The organism is Chroococcidiopsis sp. CCNUC1 (genome assembly GCF_023546805.1).
GTDB classification, from domain to species: Bacteria; Cyanobacteriota; Cyanobacteriia; order Cyanobacteriales; family Chroococcidiopsidaceae; genus Chroococcidiopsis; species Chroococcidiopsis thermalis.
This window is the reverse complement of record NZ_CP097480.1, coordinates 5,080,632-5,097,226: the sequence shown is the minus strand read 5'-3', so window position 1 is coordinate 5,097,226 and position 16,595 is coordinate 5,080,632. Positions and strand designations below refer to the sequence as shown.

Annotated in this window: 18 protein-coding genes; 8 read left to right on the top strand and 10 right to left on the bottom strand. The window is 45.4% G+C overall.

All coding sequences use genetic code 11. The features are described from left to right. Positions 1–36 precede the first annotated feature (36 nt). Positions 37–1,656, top strand: a complete 1,620-nt coding sequence (locus tag M5J74_RS23530) for a CHAT domain-containing protein (RefSeq protein ID WP_015156430.1) — start codon at positions 37–39, stop codon at positions 1,654–1,656. Positions 1,657–2,095: 439 nt separating this feature from the next. Next, a complete protein-coding gene (locus tag M5J74_RS23525; protein WP_250013464.1) occupies positions 2,096–2,740 on the top strand; it encodes a hypothetical protein in 645 nt (214 codons plus the stop codon). Between the two features lie 50 nt (positions 2,741–2,790). Here M5J74_RS23525 and M5J74_RS23520 read toward each other — a convergent pair whose 3' ends face one another. The 3 genes from M5J74_RS23520 to def all read right to left on the bottom strand — a co-directional run bounded on the left by M5J74_RS23520 (position 2,791) and on the right by def (position 5,165). Beyond that, positions 2,791–4,158 (bottom strand): PrsW family glutamic-type intramembrane protease, encoded by a 1,368-nt coding sequence (locus M5J74_RS23520; protein ID WP_250013463.1) that lies wholly within the window; start codon positions 4,156–4,158, stop codon positions 2,791–2,793. Between the two features lie 231 nt (positions 4,159–4,389). Continuing rightward, complete coding sequence (locus M5J74_RS23515) at positions 4,390–4,590, bottom strand: hypothetical protein (protein ID WP_015156427.1); 201 nt, start codon at positions 4,588–4,590, stop codon at positions 4,390–4,392. 11 nt (positions 4,591–4,601) lie between these two features. Beyond that, positions 4,602–5,165, bottom strand: coding sequence for a peptide deformylase (def, locus tag M5J74_RS23510; protein ID WP_015156426.1), 564 nt, complete (start codon positions 5,163–5,165; stop codon positions 4,602–4,604). A gap of 37 nt (positions 5,166–5,202) precedes the next feature. Between def and M5J74_RS23505 the strand changes: the two genes are divergently transcribed. From M5J74_RS23505 to cysE, 4 genes are all read left to right on the top strand, one after another. Further along, positions 5,203–5,379, top strand: coding sequence for a hypothetical protein (locus tag M5J74_RS23505; protein WP_250013461.1), 177 nt, complete (start codon positions 5,203–5,205; stop codon positions 5,377–5,379). Between the two features lie 450 nt (positions 5,380–5,829). Next, positions 5,830–6,141, top strand: coding sequence for a hypothetical protein (locus M5J74_RS23500; protein ID WP_250013459.1), 312 nt, complete (start codon positions 5,830–5,832; stop codon positions 6,139–6,141). A gap of 69 nt (positions 6,142–6,210) precedes the next feature. Then, positions 6,211–6,408 carry a hypothetical protein gene (locus M5J74_RS23495; RefSeq protein WP_250013457.1) on the top strand — a complete coding sequence of 66 codons (198 nt, stop codon included), beginning with the start codon at positions 6,211–6,213 and terminating at the stop codon, positions 6,406–6,408. Between the two features lie 348 nt (positions 6,409–6,756). Further along, positions 6,757–7,491: a serine O-acetyltransferase gene (cysE, locus tag M5J74_RS23490; RefSeq protein ID WP_015156424.1), complete on the top strand. Its 735-nt coding sequence runs from the start codon at positions 6,757–6,759 to the stop codon at positions 7,489–7,491. Here the strand turns inward: cysE and M5J74_RS23485 are convergent. After that, the gene (locus M5J74_RS23485) at positions 7,488–8,117 is read right to left on the bottom strand and encodes an Npun_F5749 family FMN-dependent PPOX-type flavoprotein (RefSeq protein ID WP_250013455.1); all 630 of its coding nucleotides are present in this window, start codon (positions 8,115–8,117) and stop codon (positions 7,488–7,490) included. The two genes, cysE and M5J74_RS23485, sit on opposite strands and share 4 nt — an antisense overlap. Next, the gene (locus M5J74_RS23480; protein WP_106218236.1) at positions 8,110–9,279 is read right to left on the bottom strand and encodes an AI-2E family transporter; all 1,170 of its coding nucleotides are present in this window, start codon (positions 9,277–9,279) and stop codon (positions 8,110–8,112) included. Before M5J74_RS23480 ends, M5J74_RS23485 begins: the two co-directional genes overlap by 8 nt. Positions 9,280–9,384: 105 nt before the next feature. On the opposite strand from M5J74_RS23480, the gene M5J74_RS23475 reads away from it, so the two are divergent. Then, positions 9,385–9,885, top strand: coding sequence for a hypothetical protein (locus M5J74_RS23475; protein WP_015156421.1), 501 nt, complete (start codon positions 9,385–9,387; stop codon positions 9,883–9,885). Between the two features lie 349 nt (positions 9,886–10,234). Further along, positions 10,235–11,587 (top strand): LCP family protein, encoded by a 1,353-nt coding sequence (locus M5J74_RS23470; RefSeq protein WP_250013453.1) that lies wholly within the window; start codon positions 10,235–10,237, stop codon positions 11,585–11,587. Between the two features lie 77 nt (positions 11,588–11,664). Here M5J74_RS23470 and M5J74_RS23465 read toward each other — a convergent pair whose 3' ends face one another. From M5J74_RS23465 to M5J74_RS23445, 5 genes are all read right to left on the bottom strand, one after another. Next, the gene (locus M5J74_RS23465) at positions 11,665–12,597 is read right to left on the bottom strand and encodes an alpha/beta fold hydrolase (protein ID WP_015156419.1); all 933 of its coding nucleotides are present in this window, start codon (positions 12,595–12,597) and stop codon (positions 11,665–11,667) included. Between the two features lie 62 nt (positions 12,598–12,659). Continuing rightward, positions 12,660–13,286 carry an HAD family phosphatase gene (locus M5J74_RS23460; protein ID WP_015156418.1) on the bottom strand — a complete coding sequence of 209 codons (627 nt, stop codon included), beginning with the start codon at positions 13,284–13,286 and terminating at the stop codon, positions 12,660–12,662. A 16-nt stretch (positions 13,287–13,302) separates the two neighbouring features. Next, positions 13,303–14,355 carry a PstS family phosphate ABC transporter substrate-binding protein gene (locus M5J74_RS23455; protein WP_250013444.1) on the bottom strand — a complete coding sequence of 351 codons (1,053 nt, stop codon included), beginning with the start codon at positions 14,353–14,355 and terminating at the stop codon, positions 13,303–13,305. Between the two features lie 102 nt (positions 14,356–14,457). Further along, positions 14,458–15,684: a Na/Pi cotransporter family protein gene (locus M5J74_RS23450; RefSeq protein WP_015156416.1), complete on the bottom strand. Its 1,227-nt coding sequence runs from the start codon at positions 15,682–15,684 to the stop codon at positions 14,458–14,460. A 322-nt stretch (positions 15,685–16,006) separates the two neighbouring features. Further along, positions 16,007–16,552: a hypothetical protein gene (locus M5J74_RS23445; protein WP_250013442.1), complete on the bottom strand. Its 546-nt coding sequence runs from the start codon at positions 16,550–16,552 to the stop codon at positions 16,007–16,009. Positions 16,553–16,595: the final 43 nt, after the last annotated feature.

Sequence of the window (16,595 nt, the reverse complement as noted above, 5' to 3'; positions counted from 1 at the left end):
ATATTTGCGAGTATTTGATAGCGATCGTGGTTATTGATGTCCCAGTCTGACATTCCCTGCTTGAGTTTAGCAATCGAACGTCTTGCCAATGCTGGTAAAGATAACTTTGCCGTTTGGGTAGTGCAAGCCCCTTATCCTGGTGGATATGTGAAACATGATTGTGTTTTGTCCCCTAGATTGATGCAGGCTTGGCAAGCTTGGCAGGCAATGTTTGCGCCTCGCTCATCACCACCAATTTCTCCAGAGATAATTTCCCAGACCTTGGATTTAGTTCCAGAAATCGTTGCCTATCCTGGCGGAAAAACCAACGGACAAGGGGGTCGTCTGATGCAACATTTATGCATCAACCTTTGGCAGTGGATTTTTCAGGGACAAGTACAAATGAGTCTGGAGAAGAGTCAAGGGATTGCGATCGGACAAGGAAAACCATTACGGCTAAGAATAGATATTCGAGAGCCGGATCTCATCGCCTTGCCTTGGGAAATTATGCAGCCTCAGGCTGGAAAACCAGCTATCTCCCTACCTTCGCCACTGCAAGCGCCACAAGTCTTTTTCAGTCGCACGACTAACGATGTTGGTTCTCTGATTTCGCTACCACCCAGTCAGGGTTTAAATGTTTTGCTGGTTTTGGGACAAGACACCGAAGCCGGAAGCTTGCAGTTGGAAACAGAAGCAAAAATTCTCGAACAAACTCTGAGAAGCTTTCAACAACTCAAGCCAATTGAAAGGAGAAATTTGGCAACGGTTCCCTGTCGGGTAGACACTTTGCTACAACCTACTCCTAAAGAATTAATCTCGCAGCTAGAAACTCAAGCTTACAATATTTTCTTTTATTCCGGTCATGGTTTGAGCGCTCCAAATGGAGGATTGTTGTTTTTACGCCCCGGCGTGGCGATTGACGGTACGGAGTTAGCCCATGTACTAGCACGTTCTCAAGTCAAACTGTGCGCGATTAATGCCTGTTGGGGAGCGCAACCCGCGTTTGATAACGGACAACCTTTACCGCGTAGCAGTTTAGCAGAAGTTTTGATTCATCACGGCGTACCAGCAGTACTGGGAATGCGGGATGAAATTGCGGATGAAGAAGCTTTAAGTTTTATTCAAGTTTTTACCCAGGCATTAGCAGCAGGTTCGCCGATCGATCGTGCGGCGGCGATCGCCAGACAGCAACTACTAGCTGTTTATAAATATATTTCTCATGCTTGGACTCTACCCATCCTCTACATGCATCCAGAGTTTGATGGGGAGTTGCTCGGCGCACCCGCTCGTGACGAAATTACTCAGCTACCAGAAGATACGGTCGCGGGTACAGTATACCCACCAGTACGAGCGCAACTGCGTTCTACTTCTGCTCCAGAGCAAGTCTGGCATTTAGGTACGAGATTAGTAAGGGTAGGTCGTCTGGCAGAGAATGATATTGTAGTTCAAGAAGGCTGGGTCAGCCAAAGACATGCAGAAATCTATTGCCGTCAAGATCGCGGCGATACGACTTTTTTCTTACGAGATAATTCTCGTTTCGGGACTTTGCTGTCAAATCTACCCAGTAGCGATCGCTGGCAAAATGTATATCGTGAGGAAGTCCCGCTAAAATCGGGAATGAAGTTAAAGTTCGGCAGCCATAAGGGTCAAACCTACGAATTTATTGTTGAAGACTGAAGCTGAGCGAAGGAAGACAGAAGGTAGAGGGCAGAAAGAAGAAAAAATTGATATATTTTTGCGTAAAGCTCTGTCTTGAGAACTGCTGCCATACAACTCAGACCAAAGTAAATTTTTTATGGAGAAAAGTCAATGCACCAGCTAATTGTTAAATTTATTCAAGTGACGCAGCTCTGCGTAGCAACGGGTTGCCCGCTCGCCGATTTATGAGAATACCCTCTGTCTTCTCAAGCTGGAATTAATCCGCACTTCATGCAGTAAAGAGAGGGAAAAAGCAAGATGCTTTATGCAAAAACTGCAATTAAATACTGCAAAATTGCAGCAGAGATACTGCGATCCCCAATCTTATTTGCATAATTTATGTAGTTGCGGAAATGGCTGTTCAGGTGGTGTAGCTACTCATACAGCGTTTTTGCAGACACCCATGATGAATTGTACAATGACAAACGAATTCAAGTCTTCTGAAATTAACGAACGGCATCGGTTGTTGACTGAATTAGAGTTATTAGAAACACTACTTGCCTCTGAAACAGCAACTTATCCCTGGAACCCTGCTGAAGAAGCAGCAGAAGCATTCTTTCTCGAACAAGAACAGCAATTACAGCAAGAAGACTGGTGGGAAGAGGAACTCTCTGCCCATGCGCCAGATTTCCTCGCTAGCATGGAACATTTATGGGAGAAGACTCAGCCAACAACTGTGTCTGCTAGTGCCACAGACGAGCAGTCTCTTCAAATAACTTTGCAACAGCGATTTGCAGCTTACATGCCGACACCTTGGTTACAAGCGATCGCTCATAAAGCAACTGACATGTTAGCGACACAAAAATCTATGGCGCAACAATTGGTACAGTGCGTACAAGAATTATTACCGAATTGTTCGGAAGACGATCTGTTAATTCTCGCTCGTCCATATGCCTACAGTATGCGCAGTAGTATTGAGCCATCTACTACCGCGATCGAATCCACGCTCAATCGTTACGGTCAAGACTGGGAAGTGCGATCTGACATCGAACGCGCTCAAATCAGTTTGGCGATCGCTCGCTACGCTATATCTCAATTGCAAGCTGAGCGGGGCGAGGAGTGAGGGGCGAGATCTTAGAGAGCAATTAACTCAATCTAAAATTCAAAATTTTCTTAATCTGGTCTTCTAGGTGTCTTTTCCAAAAAGCGAGTGGCAAAGTTTTGCGATCGCGTTGGTGAGAGCATTCTGGCTTTGAGAATCGCTGCTGTTAAAAACGCATACGATAGAACGCCTACCACGACTAGGAGCAAGCCGCTAAAAGCAGCGGTGGAGTTCCATAAAGCATGAAGTGCGGCTGCACTGATATATCCCACAGTCAAGATCTGCCAACGTTGACGCGGTTTGAGTACGCTTAAACCAATGAAATAACCAAAGTATCCGCTATCTGCCATATGTCCAGCAACTGCACCAATGATACGCGGAATCAGTAATTGCAATCCCACAATTTGACCAGCAGCTTGTCCGGCTGACATCGCCACGTTTTGAGCAATTTCTGGCACGTATTGCCACAACGTTTCGACCAAGGTAAAGCCTACAGCTGAGGCAGTTCCTAGTAGAATGCCGTCTAAAGGTTCCCAGACCCCAATCCATTCACGCCAAGGAGAAGCAAGTCGTCGTCCTAAAGCATATGCCCCCAGGACGGGTAAAGCTTTCAGAAACTCTTCCATTAAGCCAGCTCCGACGAACATCCGCAAGAATAATTCGGGAAAGCTAAGCGCCATAAGAGAGTTAGGTAAATCTCCTGGTAAGATGCGACGGAAGATAAAGATAAATAGGGGTAAGATAGGGCTAAATAAAATGAGTGCTGTAGCTGTGGCAGCAAGAATTGGGAGCCACCAAGGTTTAATTTTTCCACAAAGCCGATAGATAAAATAATAAGCAGCGCTACTCAAGTAGGTAGCAACCAAGAGTTGATTGAAGCGAATCGCTTTTGGTTGACCGACAGTAGCAAACATTAATACGACAAATATAACTGTAAAAATACCAGGAATTAAATAAGCTTTGCGGGTTAAGTCTTTAGCCGTAGAGATAATCGGAAATAAGTGGGAGAAATTGACTTCCGCTTCAGTCAGAGGCGATACAGGTGGCGGGATAATACTGGATGGGTGAGGAGAATGAGATTCAAAAATGAATTCTGCGCCGCGATGCCGAAGGCGGTTTGCTTCGCGACCTTCGCCCAACGTGATGCGATCGCCTGGAACGAGTTCCCGACAGCCTTGCAAGCGCTGTCCGTTGATAAAAGTACCGTTACTACTGTTCATATCACACACCTGCCACCGATTTTGAGGTTGGGGGTATAAAGTGGCATGATGGCGAGAAACCATACCGTACTGCTCCGATTCCAACACGATATCGCAAGCAAGGTCGCGCCCGATCGCCATTTCTCGCTCGGGTGAAAGGCTGTAACTGCGTGTCAGTCCAGCTTCTCCTGCATTCGGTAATAGCCGCAACCATCCTTCAGCAAGATGTTGTTCGGTCATATAGTATCGGTAATGAGAGGAGACGAGAGACAGGAGACAAGAGACGGAGAGAATCTGACAACTAAACATTCATATATTTGGAATCGAGGCTGTTTGCACTCGCGCTCTTGTTCTCAAGACCATCATTTTATACTTGAGTCCTGCAATTGCTAGATAAATTTAAGGACTTGTACCGATTGAATCTTCCAAACGAATGTCAGTACTTTCTGTCTTCTTCTATCTCCTCTGAATTCACTCGCTGTTTGCATTCCGCACGGCAGCAATAAACAAGAGGACTGTGGCTGGAATACTTACAGCAAGAATTACCGCTGTGTTCAAGTTACCTAAATCGGGTTGACCAGAGGCTAGCTCGAACACGGAACCAACTGCTGCGATCGCCGTAATACAACAGCCGCCAAGAAATAAGCCGCTTTTGGGTGTCATTGCATTCATGGTAAATCTCCTCAAGCAACAGGTTTGACTGCACTCATGGAGAAGCCATGCTTTGCCAGTTCTTGGGTTAAAGCCAGCTTGTTTTCGACGCGATCGACGAAGACAATTCCGTTGAGATGGTCGATTTCGTGTTGAATACAGCGAGCCAGTAGGTCTGTAGCTTGTAGCGATCGCGGATGCCCGTATTCATCCTTATAAGCAATTTCTACGGCTTGGGGGCGCGTCACGTTCAAATAAATGCCTGGGATACTCAAGCAACCTTCTTCTGCCACGCAGATATCGCTGCTGGTACGTTTGATCGTAGGATTGATCAGGATCAAGGGTGGGTTAGCAGCATTGTCTGGTTCGCAGTCAATGACGATGATTTGCTTGGATACAGCTACTTGTGGCGCAGCCAAACCGATGCCGTCAGCGCTATACATACTCTGTAGCATTTCTCGCGCCAACTGGCGAACTTCTACATCGACTTTGCTGATGCGTTTTGCAGGTTGACGCAGAGCGCGATCGCCCAAATAGCGGATATCTAAGGGAGGGTTTTTTAACTTTTTCTTTTCAACTGCGATTTCAGAAGCCATGTGAATCTACTCGCTACGGTCGGCTAATTTGCAAATTGTGACATTATTTCAATTTTACCAAGTAGAAGTCAGAAAAGGGACTAGTGACTGGTTGTCAGTTGTCAGGGAGCAGGGAGCGCACGAGCAGGGGGAATTACTTGCGACTTATTCTCACCCACTACACTATGTAAAAATCGGTAATTTTTCCCTTTGCATCTATAGCAATCCTATTTGATTCATGAACGTGGAACACGCTTCTAGCCTGCCGCAGGCTAGAAGCCTACTTTACAAATCATTTAGAACTGCTTGTTTTTACTAAAAAATTCGTTGCATTTACTTAGGTAAAATTTGGTAATACTAGACCACCATTGTCGCGATCGCTCTACAAAAGTCATTATGATTTCCCTTGAGGATAAACAATATTGCTGTCACGAGTAGAAATAGTTTCTTAGTATTTTTATGATATTTTCTTGCGCGTATAATTGCAAGTATTGAAATACCTCATTGCAAGATTTATTTTAAAGCCATTTTAGGATTAAAAACTTTCGTAGGGTAGGCAATGAATATTTGTCAAAGATTATATTTCATCTTTATTTGTACGTTTATTTGGGGAGAATTGATAGATGCACTGCGATCGCCATAAATTCAAAAACTCAATCTTTGATTTCAAGAGACGATCGTAACAATGCTGTCATCATTAGAGCGATCGCAAATAGTAGAACAGAGCGAACGAGATGACAGCGCTCGTCAAGCTGAGATTGTGATAAATAAGAAAAAGGAGATAGAAGCAAAATTAACGAAAATCAATCAGTGTTTATTAAATTTTCGTACCGATCCGATCGAAAATATCAATCAATTAACATCATTGTTAGGAGAATTATTGGGAGCGAGTTGCACATTATATAGTTTTCTAGATAATGAGGGCTTCGTGCAGTATGACAGTGGCAAACGCCGCCATCCGAATAAACCTACTCACAACAAAATACGCTCAATCTGAGCCTAGTATTCAGGCGCACAACATTAAAACATATGTTGGTAAAGTCGTCTGCCAGCAACAAGTTGTTGGTTGTTTGTCTGCCTGGTACACGATCGAATACATGCCCGGCGAGATCGATCGCAAAATAATCGATGTTATTTCTTCTCGAAGCCTACAGATAGCAAGGCGGCGGAAGCTCTACTCATGACTCAGCCAGACTGGGCGCAAGATTTACAGGCAATGGCTCAGTCGGTGCAGGGAAAGCGATCGAAGCCTATCAAGCCATGAAGCGATCTGGATCGAGCAGGAAATTTAATTATAGAGTTTCGTCTTACTCTTCCCCAAAACACCAAAGGAATACTAACAACAGCCCGCCCAAAAGTAACCAATGCGGTATATTTGCGTGCCTGATTAACTCTATGGGAGTTAGGACGAATATATTAGTCACCATCGATGCGGTAAATAGTAACAAGGTAATCAATAGGAGTGGAGGCACGATTGGGAACCAGGTAGAGAAGTTAGGAAAAAGTAAGTCGAAATTTCTACACTGCAAAGAACGCGAATAAACTTTATCGATCGCACGGTGAGAGATAAGATAAAAGAAGTAAAAATTTTGTCCTGGCTAGGCATTGACCCGTGCTATCTACCATAGCTGCTGACTTCAAGATTATTTTCGATCGCGACCCTGCTGCCCGTAATTGGCTAGAGGTACTGTTATGTTACCCTGGGTTACAGGCAATTGTCTTCCATCGGGTAGCGCATCAACTCTACAAACTGCGTCTTCCCTTCATTCCAAGGTTTATTTCCGCGATCGCCCGATTTCTAACTGGGATTGAGATTCACCCTGGCGCGACAATTGGCAAGGGTTTTTTTATCGACCACGGTATGGGGGTCGTGATCGGCGAAACCGCGATCGTAGGTGATGACGTTCTGCTCTACCAAGGCGTGACTCTGGGCGGTACGGGGAAAGAAAGCGGCAAGCGTCACCCGACTGTGGGAAATAATGTCGTGGTGGGTGCGGGGGCAAAAGTCCTCGGTAATATCGAACTTGGCAGTAACGTCAGAATTGGAGCGGGTTCTGTTGTTTTACGCGATGTACCTTCTAATTGCACGGTTGTTGGCGTACCAGGTCGAATTATCTACCGTTCTGGGGCTAGAGTCGATCCGTTAGAACACGGTAGCTTACCTGACTCAGAAGCAGAGGTCATTCGCGCTCTCGTTGACAGAATTGAAGCGTTAGAACAACAGCTAGAAAAAGTACAACAGCAGCAAGCACACCAAGATTCTGTCGTTATGTCTCTTCCCGCTGCTGCTAGCTGTCAAATGAGAGATAAAGTGATCCAGCAGTTTCTAGATGGTGCGGGGATTTAAGGATTGACGGCTTGAGTAGACCAAGTGCGATCGCCCTCTAACCAAGTATAAATGGTACGGTTTTGAGGGTCGCCGCGCAATTCTAAGCGATCTACTTGAACTGGCTCCAAAAGCAGCAAACAAAAGTGCGGTAATGGCACTTCTGCGGATGGTGCTGGAGGATTGAAGGTGTCATCAGCAGCTCTCAGCTGCCCTGGATGCGCCCAAGCAAATTGCAGCCGTGCAGAGTCGCTCAACTCTTGCCAGCAGGAGATACGGGCTTGCTGTAATTCTGGATCGGGAGAGTCGGAGGCGATCGCCTTTAGCGTACCAGTAATCCGAAATTGTTCGCGGGTTTTGGGAAAATACCAGCAAGCCTCTGCCCAAGGTTGAGCTTCAATTTGGGCAAATTTTTCACTGCGAGTATCGCTGACAAACTTGAGGCGATCGCTGTTATCCAAAAATCCCCGGAATACCACTGTACGATTAGCAGGACGACCATCAAGCCGGACAGTCGCCAATTGGAGATAACGGGCATAAGGCAGACTGCGATTGAGGTGCAGCGCCCGTGCTAGGGGCGATCGCCAAGGAGCAAAAGAATTCGGAATTCGGAATTCGGAATTCGGAATTGTACGATCGCTACTCACTACTCGCAACTTGCTCCCTACTCGCTGCTCCCAGCTCGTCCCTGCTCCCTGCAAGATTCTCAGTTGTTGTCATAGCTGATGCAGCAGCATTAGGACTTTCAACCAGTTGGGGCGATCGCACGGCACTTAAGGCTGTCTTGATCACGACTGCTGTAGGTACGGCAACGATTACGCCCAGCAAACCGCCAACTCTAGCGCCTGTTAAGACGGAAATCAGTACCCATACGGGATTTAATCCAGTTACGCTACCAAGAATACGGGGAGCAACGATATTATCTAAGATCTGCTGAATGATGACAGATGCTACCAAGACTCTAGTACCTAGCCAGAAATCTTGCAGCGCTACTAATAAAGTGGTCAAAATAATTCCCACCGTACCGCCGAAGGGAACTAAAGCCATAAACCCGATCGTGATTCCAAACAGTAACCCAAACGGTACTTTCAGCCATAAGAAAATGGCAGTTAGGGCAGAACCCATACAAATACCGAAAATTAACTGTCCGATGAAGTAATTTTGAAAGCTCAACCGGATGGTTTGGGAAAAAGGCTGGCGAATGGGTGTTGGTAGCCAAGCGATTAAGCTTTGCCAGAGTTCGTCCCCATGCTGTAACAAATAAAATGTTAAAACCATGCCCAGCAGAAAATCGAGCAGGCTTGTCACCGTCACTACAGCTAGGTTGAGTGCTTGGACGGCGATCGCTTGTAATTGTCCCTTAACGCGATCGTTGATTTGTATGACTAGGGCATCGAGATTAATTGGATAACCCTGAGCCTCAGCCCACTCATTTAACAACACCAACTGATAGCGCCCTGAGTCTATCCATTCTGGCAAACGAGTTACGAGCTGCTGCGCCTGACTAATCACTAGAGGCACGAGGGTGACACCTAGCGCCAGTAAAATCGACAAAGCCAACAAAAAGACTAAAATAGCAACTTGTTCTCGCCTTGCGCCTTGCTGCTCCATCCAGCCTACCGGATAGTTCAACAAAAATGCTAGTAAAGAAGCACCGACTAAAATAACAATCAGCGAGTGAAAGTAATCAACGATGGAGGAGATTGCCCAAGCATTGAGTACGAGTAGTGGAGCCAATAGCGCGATCGCCAGAAGTCGCGTCAAAGGTGACATTGCTTGCCACCAACCTATAATAATGCGTTTCTGCATTTTCTCAGTTGCGGGAGCGAACTAAATCAAATGTCCCTTGCAGCCTATTATCCCTAACTCCGCTGTCATAACTCATCCCCCCAAGCTCGGATTCGATTACATCATATGAAAAAGCTTACAGTCTCAGAGCATTTAAATCGCGATCGCCTGCATTTATTTTTTCACCTCATCCCCATTATTGGCTTTTTTCCTTCGCTGTGGACTTTGTATCGTCATGAGGGAGCAGGGACGAGCTGGGAGCAGGGACGAGCTGGGGGAAAGAGAGCTGAGGGAGAGAAGAGAGCTGAGGGAGCTGAGGGGGAAAATACCTACCAACTACCAACTACCAACTACCAATTACCAATTACCAATTACCACAAAGAAAAACTCGCCGTCAGCCGTTTATCTATCACTCTAGCACTAAGCTGGTTGCTGGCATATTTCTTGTTGAGTGCTGGAGCAGAAGCTTCAGAGTTTTTAAATTTTCGTCTATTAATGTTAAATAGTTTACTGACATCTGGGTATTTTTTAGTCAGTGTGTGGTTAATGCTGCGACTAACTACTGGAAAGTCAGTGCGTCTACCTGGATTTTCGGCACTTGCAGATCGGACGCTCGATGAACGCTGAGGTTCAAAGACAACGCCAGCGGTAGAAAGTACGACTCTCTGGCTGGAATTCCGTAATAAGCCAGATGACGACTTTGTAGGATTTGCAGTAGACTCCAGGCAATATTCTCTAATTCGATCCCAGAGCCATGAAATTTACTGTTTCAGTAGCCAGCGTTACCCGTGCAGAGAATATGCCAATTGAGAAAGCGCAGCATATAGCTGTGCCTTTGTCCATTATCATGTTAAAAACTTATTAACTATTTTTGCTGACTAGTGTTAAGTGTGAGGAAGTTGTATCAGTGCAAAGAATATCAGGCTCAAAATCCAATTCTACAAGTAATTCCAAAAATTTTAGGCGCAGTAGTGCTATGAGTAGGACTGGGCGTTGGCTGTGGTTCTGGGTAATCATGAGTGGTGTCGCTGTGTTGTCAGCCACAGCAGGGGCGCTCTTAGCCTATACTATGTCAACCAAGCCGCTGATGCAAAGTCAGCTTAGCCCTGAGGAGCAAGCAATTTTCGGGACTCATGGCGATCGCTTAACGCGGGCTGGTTTTAAACTTTCGGAGCTGACCCGACCAGTTAATATTTTAGTTCTAGGTGTAAAAGTTCTCACTACAGACGTTAATACCCCTGCTGCCGAAATCAAAAAGCAAGGATATCATGCGTTAGTCAACTCCTTCGACGGCTTGACAGACACTATCCTTTTGCTACGATTTGACCCAGCAACCAAAAAAATCGCTGCCCTTTCTATTCCCAGAGATACCCGCACCAAGGTAGAAGGTCGAGGCATAGCGAAAATCAATGAAGCTAATCTCGTTGGTGGTCCAGCAGGCAGTGCCAAAGCTATTAGCGAATTACTAGATGGAGTGCCGATCGATCGCTACATTCGGATCAACGTCCAAGGAGTGGAAAAGCTGATCGATGCTTTGGGTGGCGTAACCGTTTACGTTCCCAAAGACATGAAATATCAAGATGATAGCCAGCATCTATATATTAATCTCAAAGCTGGCAAGCAGCATCTTGACGGCAACAAGACTCTTCAACTACTGCGCTATCGCCACGACGAAAATGGCGACATCGGACGGATTCAACGCCAGCAGCTCGTCATGCGGGCGCTAACAGAACAAACCTTGTCGCCGAATACGCTGACTCGGATGCCGCAGATTCTCTCTGTGGTTCAATCGCACCTCGATACGAATTTGTCGATGGATGAATTGGTAGCACTGGCAAACTTTGGCGTACAAACTAATCGATCCAACATCCAAATGTTGATGTTGCCTGGACGATTTAGTAATGCGGGAGAATATAGAGCTAGCTACTGGTTGCCAGACAGCGATCGCATTGCCAAGATGGCAACGCAGCATTTCGATGCCCCTCTGTCTGAATCCGAGCCAGTTGACTTCGATCCGGCGCGATTGAGAATTGCAATTTCCAATAGCACGGGTAGCGATCGCGCTGTCCGCTCTTTGGTCAAATCTCTTGCTGGTGCAGGCTATCGCAATGTATACATTACAAAATCGTGGTCTGAGCCATTAGACACAACTCACGTCGTTGCCCAGCAAGGCGATACTGAAAGTGCTACAACAATCCGCGACCTCTTAAACGTAGGCGAAGTCCGCGTTGAAAGCACGGGCAACCTTGGCTCTGACATTACTATTCAAGTTGGTAAAGATTGGCTGGAACAAAGTAGGGAGCAGGGACGAGCTGGGAGCAGGGAGTAGGGTAGGACAAGAGGGACAAGGAGGACAAGGAAGACAAGGGAGCAGAGAAAAATCCAAAATCTAAAATTCTCTAGCTACTAGTCACTCTCCCGACTCCCCAATTCCACAATCCACTCCTGCAAGATCGGATTCACCAATTCTGGTGCTTCGTCTTGGGGACAATGCCCGACTCCTTCTAAGGGAATAAACTTTTGTACTTGGGGATAGTTTGCTAGCTCTTGCCCCAACTCTACTGGTTCCCAGGGGTCGGCTGTTCCCCACAAGAAAATTGCCGGACAAGATAGCTGGGGCAACAAATCTTCTGGTAGCGGTCCTTGAGAATAAGCTGTGAAAGCAACAAAGACTGCTACAGCCCCAGCATCTTTCGCTGGAGCCATCAAAAGGTCTACTAACTCATCTGTTACTGCTTCAGGATGAGCGTAGGCTTGGAGCAAGATTTTTTTGACTGTTTTCGGTTTGGCAAGTTGTTGAAAGAAAAATTTTCCAACTGGCTGAACTGCTAATAATTTCTGAATCAGCGGCGCGCCGAAGCGTCGATGCCAAGGTAAGCTAATGCGCTTGCGATCGTGAAGCAAACGTAGGGAACAATTGAGCATCGCTACACCCATAGTTAGCTCGGGGGCGTATACTGCTGCTTGCATTGCCGCAATACAACCGACAGAATTACCAATTAAAACTGCTGGCGTTCCCACGACTTCGCGGCAAAAATCAGCAATTTGTTGTCCCCAAGTCTCAAACGAATATAGGATTTGTTCTCCTGGCTTGAATTCCCCTGGAATCGGTTTAGCAGAACCACCAAAACCGATGAGATCGATCGCGTACACCCTACAAGTCTGCGCCAGATCGGGAATATTCTTGCGCCAGTGCCACCAAGAAGCGCCAAAGCCATGTACCAGGATGACGGGAATACCAGTATCGCCTTGTTGTTGATAGCAAATCGAAAATCCCTGCCAAGTCCACGTTTTTACGGGTGGAAATGAGCTGGATGCAGTTAGAGGTGAGGCAGTCATGAATTTGAATAGCTGGTGACGGATGCTGTTTTTATTGTGACAAATCTTTACATTCTCATCTCTTAACTATCTGTAACTCCTATCTCCGCTTCTGATGTCAGCCACAGTTCCCGCACGTCGATCGCCCGCATTCCCGCACGGTGAGCAGCTTCTAAACCTGCATCGCTATCTTCATAAACGATACAATCTGTAGGCGTAACGCCCATGCGATCGGCAGCCAACAGAAAAATATCGGGTGCAGGCTTACCCCGTTCTACATCGTTAACAGTCACGATCGCATCAAATAAAGAATATAATCCGATCGCCTTTAGGGTAGGTTCTACTACGCGAATATCGCCGCCTGAAGCTACTGCTAGGGGAACTCTACCATAGTGACTGCGGGCAACATCTGCTACTGCTTCAATTTCTACGACTTGGTGCAGTAGATCCAAGAAGTATTTTTTCCGTGCGGGATTGACAGTATTAGCGTCTAAGGCATATCCAAAAGTATGATTTACGGTTTCGATCAATTCTAACGATGACATACCTCGGCGATCGTAAAGCCATTCCTGACTGAGATCGACACCCAAAGGACGCAGCGTTGCCAACCATGCTTGAATATGAGTGGGGATAGTATGCGCTAGAGTGCCGTCACAATCAAAAATTAAAGCGCTATAAGGTGGCGTTGGTACGAGACACGTATCTTGCATACTGCGTTTGACTGACCTACAAACCCTCTTGGGCTACACCGATTATCGCACCTCTACCACCAAAATTTGTCCCCGTCATTCCCCGATTAAAACGGCTAGCTGCGGCTCTGAGGGTAATATTAGGTAGCGGCACGTCGCCCACTTGTAAGACCAAATTGGCATTATCGGGATTGAGATAGAAGTTAGTAAAAGCACTAACTTCTGGACGCGCCGCCGCTGCTTTTTTGACATATATAAATACTGGACGTGAGAGGGGTTGGTAACTACTATTGGCGATTGTTTCGGGACTTGGCTGAACGCAACCAGAGCCACTATCAATCGCTACCAGTTTCAATTTATCCTGATTTTTTAAGTAGTAAGCATAGCCAAAATAACCAAGAGCATTGGGATTAGCCGCAACTCCTTGTACTAAAGCGTCGTCGTTAGCATTTGATTTATAATCAGTGCGACTTTTACCTTCCTGCCCTACAGTTGCTAAGGTGAAGTAATCAAAAGTTCCCGATTCAGCATCGGGACCGTAAAGCTGTAACGGTTGATTTGGAAAACTACCACGAACTTGATTCCAATTATTAATCTTACCCTGAGCCGCAGGCTCCCACATTTGTCTTAATTCTCCAGTTTTAAGGCAACTGACAAAATTATTTTGGGGATTCACTACAACTGCCAAACCATCAAAGGCAATCGGTAATTCTGTATATTCAACTTTATTTTGCTGGCACAACTCCATCTCTTGCATGTTAATGGGACGAGATGCACCAGTGATATCCGTTTCTCCAGCACAGAATTTTTTGAAACCGCCACCAGTACCGGATACGCCTACATTTACTTTTACGTCTGGATTATCCTGAGTAAATGCTGCTGCCATTGCCTGAGAGATAGGGAACACCGTACTGGAACCGTCGATAACTACGCTACCCGATAATCTATTCGTGGTTATATTTCTTTGAGCTACATTTAACGCTTGGGGAAAATCCACAGCCGTATCAGTTGTTTGAGTATTCGTACAACCAAATAAGCCCAACATGAAACTCATGACACTTACAGATGCCAGTTTGTATTGCTGCAACATATTTTTTCTGATTAGCGCTGTTTGATAATTAATAATTGGTAAGTCAGTCAAGCAACAAGAGATAAAATGCTAACTTCTGACTTCCAACTTGCGACTTATAAGTTATCTTGCTGCTTGAACTGTTTCTGGTTTCAATTTCAAGTCATTACCAGTATCGGGAATAAGCCTTTGCAAAATTTGAGCGATCGCAGGTAAGAATATCACCATTACCAACACGCCAATTCCATTGAAAAGAATCTGAGCGTTAGCCACTTGACGACCGACACCCGCACCACCAGAAAATGAAAGTACTAGTTGTACTAACAAGGGCGCAAAAATAATTCCTAAAATGGCACTAACTAAATTGAATCCGAAATGAAACGCTCCTGTGCGTAATGCCGGACGACCGCGCCCGATTGTAGCAATTAACGTATCGGCGCAAGTCCCGACTTCTGCACCTAGCATGATGGCAACTCCCGCAGGTAGGGAAATTAGACCGGAGCTTGCTAAGGTAATCACGATCGCTACGGTAGCGGAAGAAGACTGAATAATTACGGTAAATAATGCGCCAACAGCAGCACCTAAAATCGGATTATTCCCCAAGGTTTCCATCAAATCGATGAAGGGTTCGTAGGTGCGGAAAGGTTTCATCGCTTCATCGATCGCTTCTAATCCATAAAACATCAAACCAAATCCTAGCAGTACGATACCAAGATTTTTCCAGGTCTTTGTTTTCTCCAAAAATAACAATAATAACCCCGCAAACATCAGTAGGGGAATGTACTGTTCGATGTCCAAAGAAATGATTTGCGCTCCTACCGCAGTGCCGATATTTGCCCCTAAAACCACCCCCAATGATTGTACAAAAGTCAAGACTCCTGCACTCACCATCGCAATCGTCATGATGATTGTGACAGAGGAGGATTCAAGTAGCGTGGTGGCTATAGCTCCCGTAACTACACCTGCAAAGCGGTTTGTGGTGCATTTACTCAAAAAACCTCTCATCCGTTCCGTACCCATGTCCTCTAGCCCTTCGGAGAGACGGGTAACGCCATAGATAAACAGTACTAAACCTGCTAACGCACCCATACCCATTGCGAAGAAGTCTATTAACTCTTCTTTTTCCTCGGCTGCGGCTGGTTCTGGTTTAGCAGCAGGAGCCTGAGCTATTACAAATTGAGTTGAGCTATTTTCAGGTCGGAGCGGAGTTTGAGCTTGAGCGGTTGTTTGTGCGATCGGAAAGTCATGCGAGCGGTTGAAGGGAGAAGGCGCGATCGCGAGGGCTGCTACTAGCAAGCTGAGACTAAAATACTTAAGTACTCTACTCTTAATGTTTTTGAATCTATACATTTTTCTGATGGTGCAACTATACAACAAAAATATATCGATTGAATTTTTATTGCGTGTATAGAAGCCAACATTGAGTCAGATATTTTATCACTTGAAAAAGACAGAAAGCAATTTTGACGACAGATTTTTGGTTACAATTTAGTTAAAACCAAATTAATCACGGGTTAAACCACAAAGAGTTCAATTGATACTGAGAAAGTCTCAGATTGCAACAAATAAGCTAGCTCATATTTTAAGTTAATGAGCATTAGGTAAGCAATTGGCATTTGTGAGAATGAGTCAAGCTTTTATCAGCGTTAATTTTTAAGTATCCTGGTTATCTTTATATTTCTGATTTCGTACAGGTCGGCTCAATATCAAAGCCAAGATAATAATAACTGTGCCATTTTCTAGTTCCAGTCAACGCTTGACCAGACCAAACGGTGAGATGAAGACCTTCAAAACTCGCACAAGAACGAAACGATTCTTCTATACCATCGCTATCTAAATCGCCTACTACTTTTAACCCAACTCTATGAAGTTGGTTACTTGAGGTCAAAATACCAATTGCAGGTACGCTCAGATGAGAGCGATTATTCAGTAGCGATAGCCGATAAGATTTTCCAGAGACATTGTGTGGTTTTGATATCTCACTACACTGGCGATCGCTCACTGATACAACCATTCCACTAACTACTTTCTGTGGAACAGACAGAAGTACGAGATTGACTTGACTACCAATATTGAGACTTGTCGCGGACGTGATGAGACAAACTACATTTTCTTTCGCTACCACAATGCCGAGTTTTCGATCCAGCGAACCAGCCATAGCAAATTGCGAGTCGAAAACAAGCATGAAGCCAGCCACAATTGGAAAAACTCGCTTCATTTCAATTTGAAAACTCAATTAATCTTTCGCTAACCTTGATTTT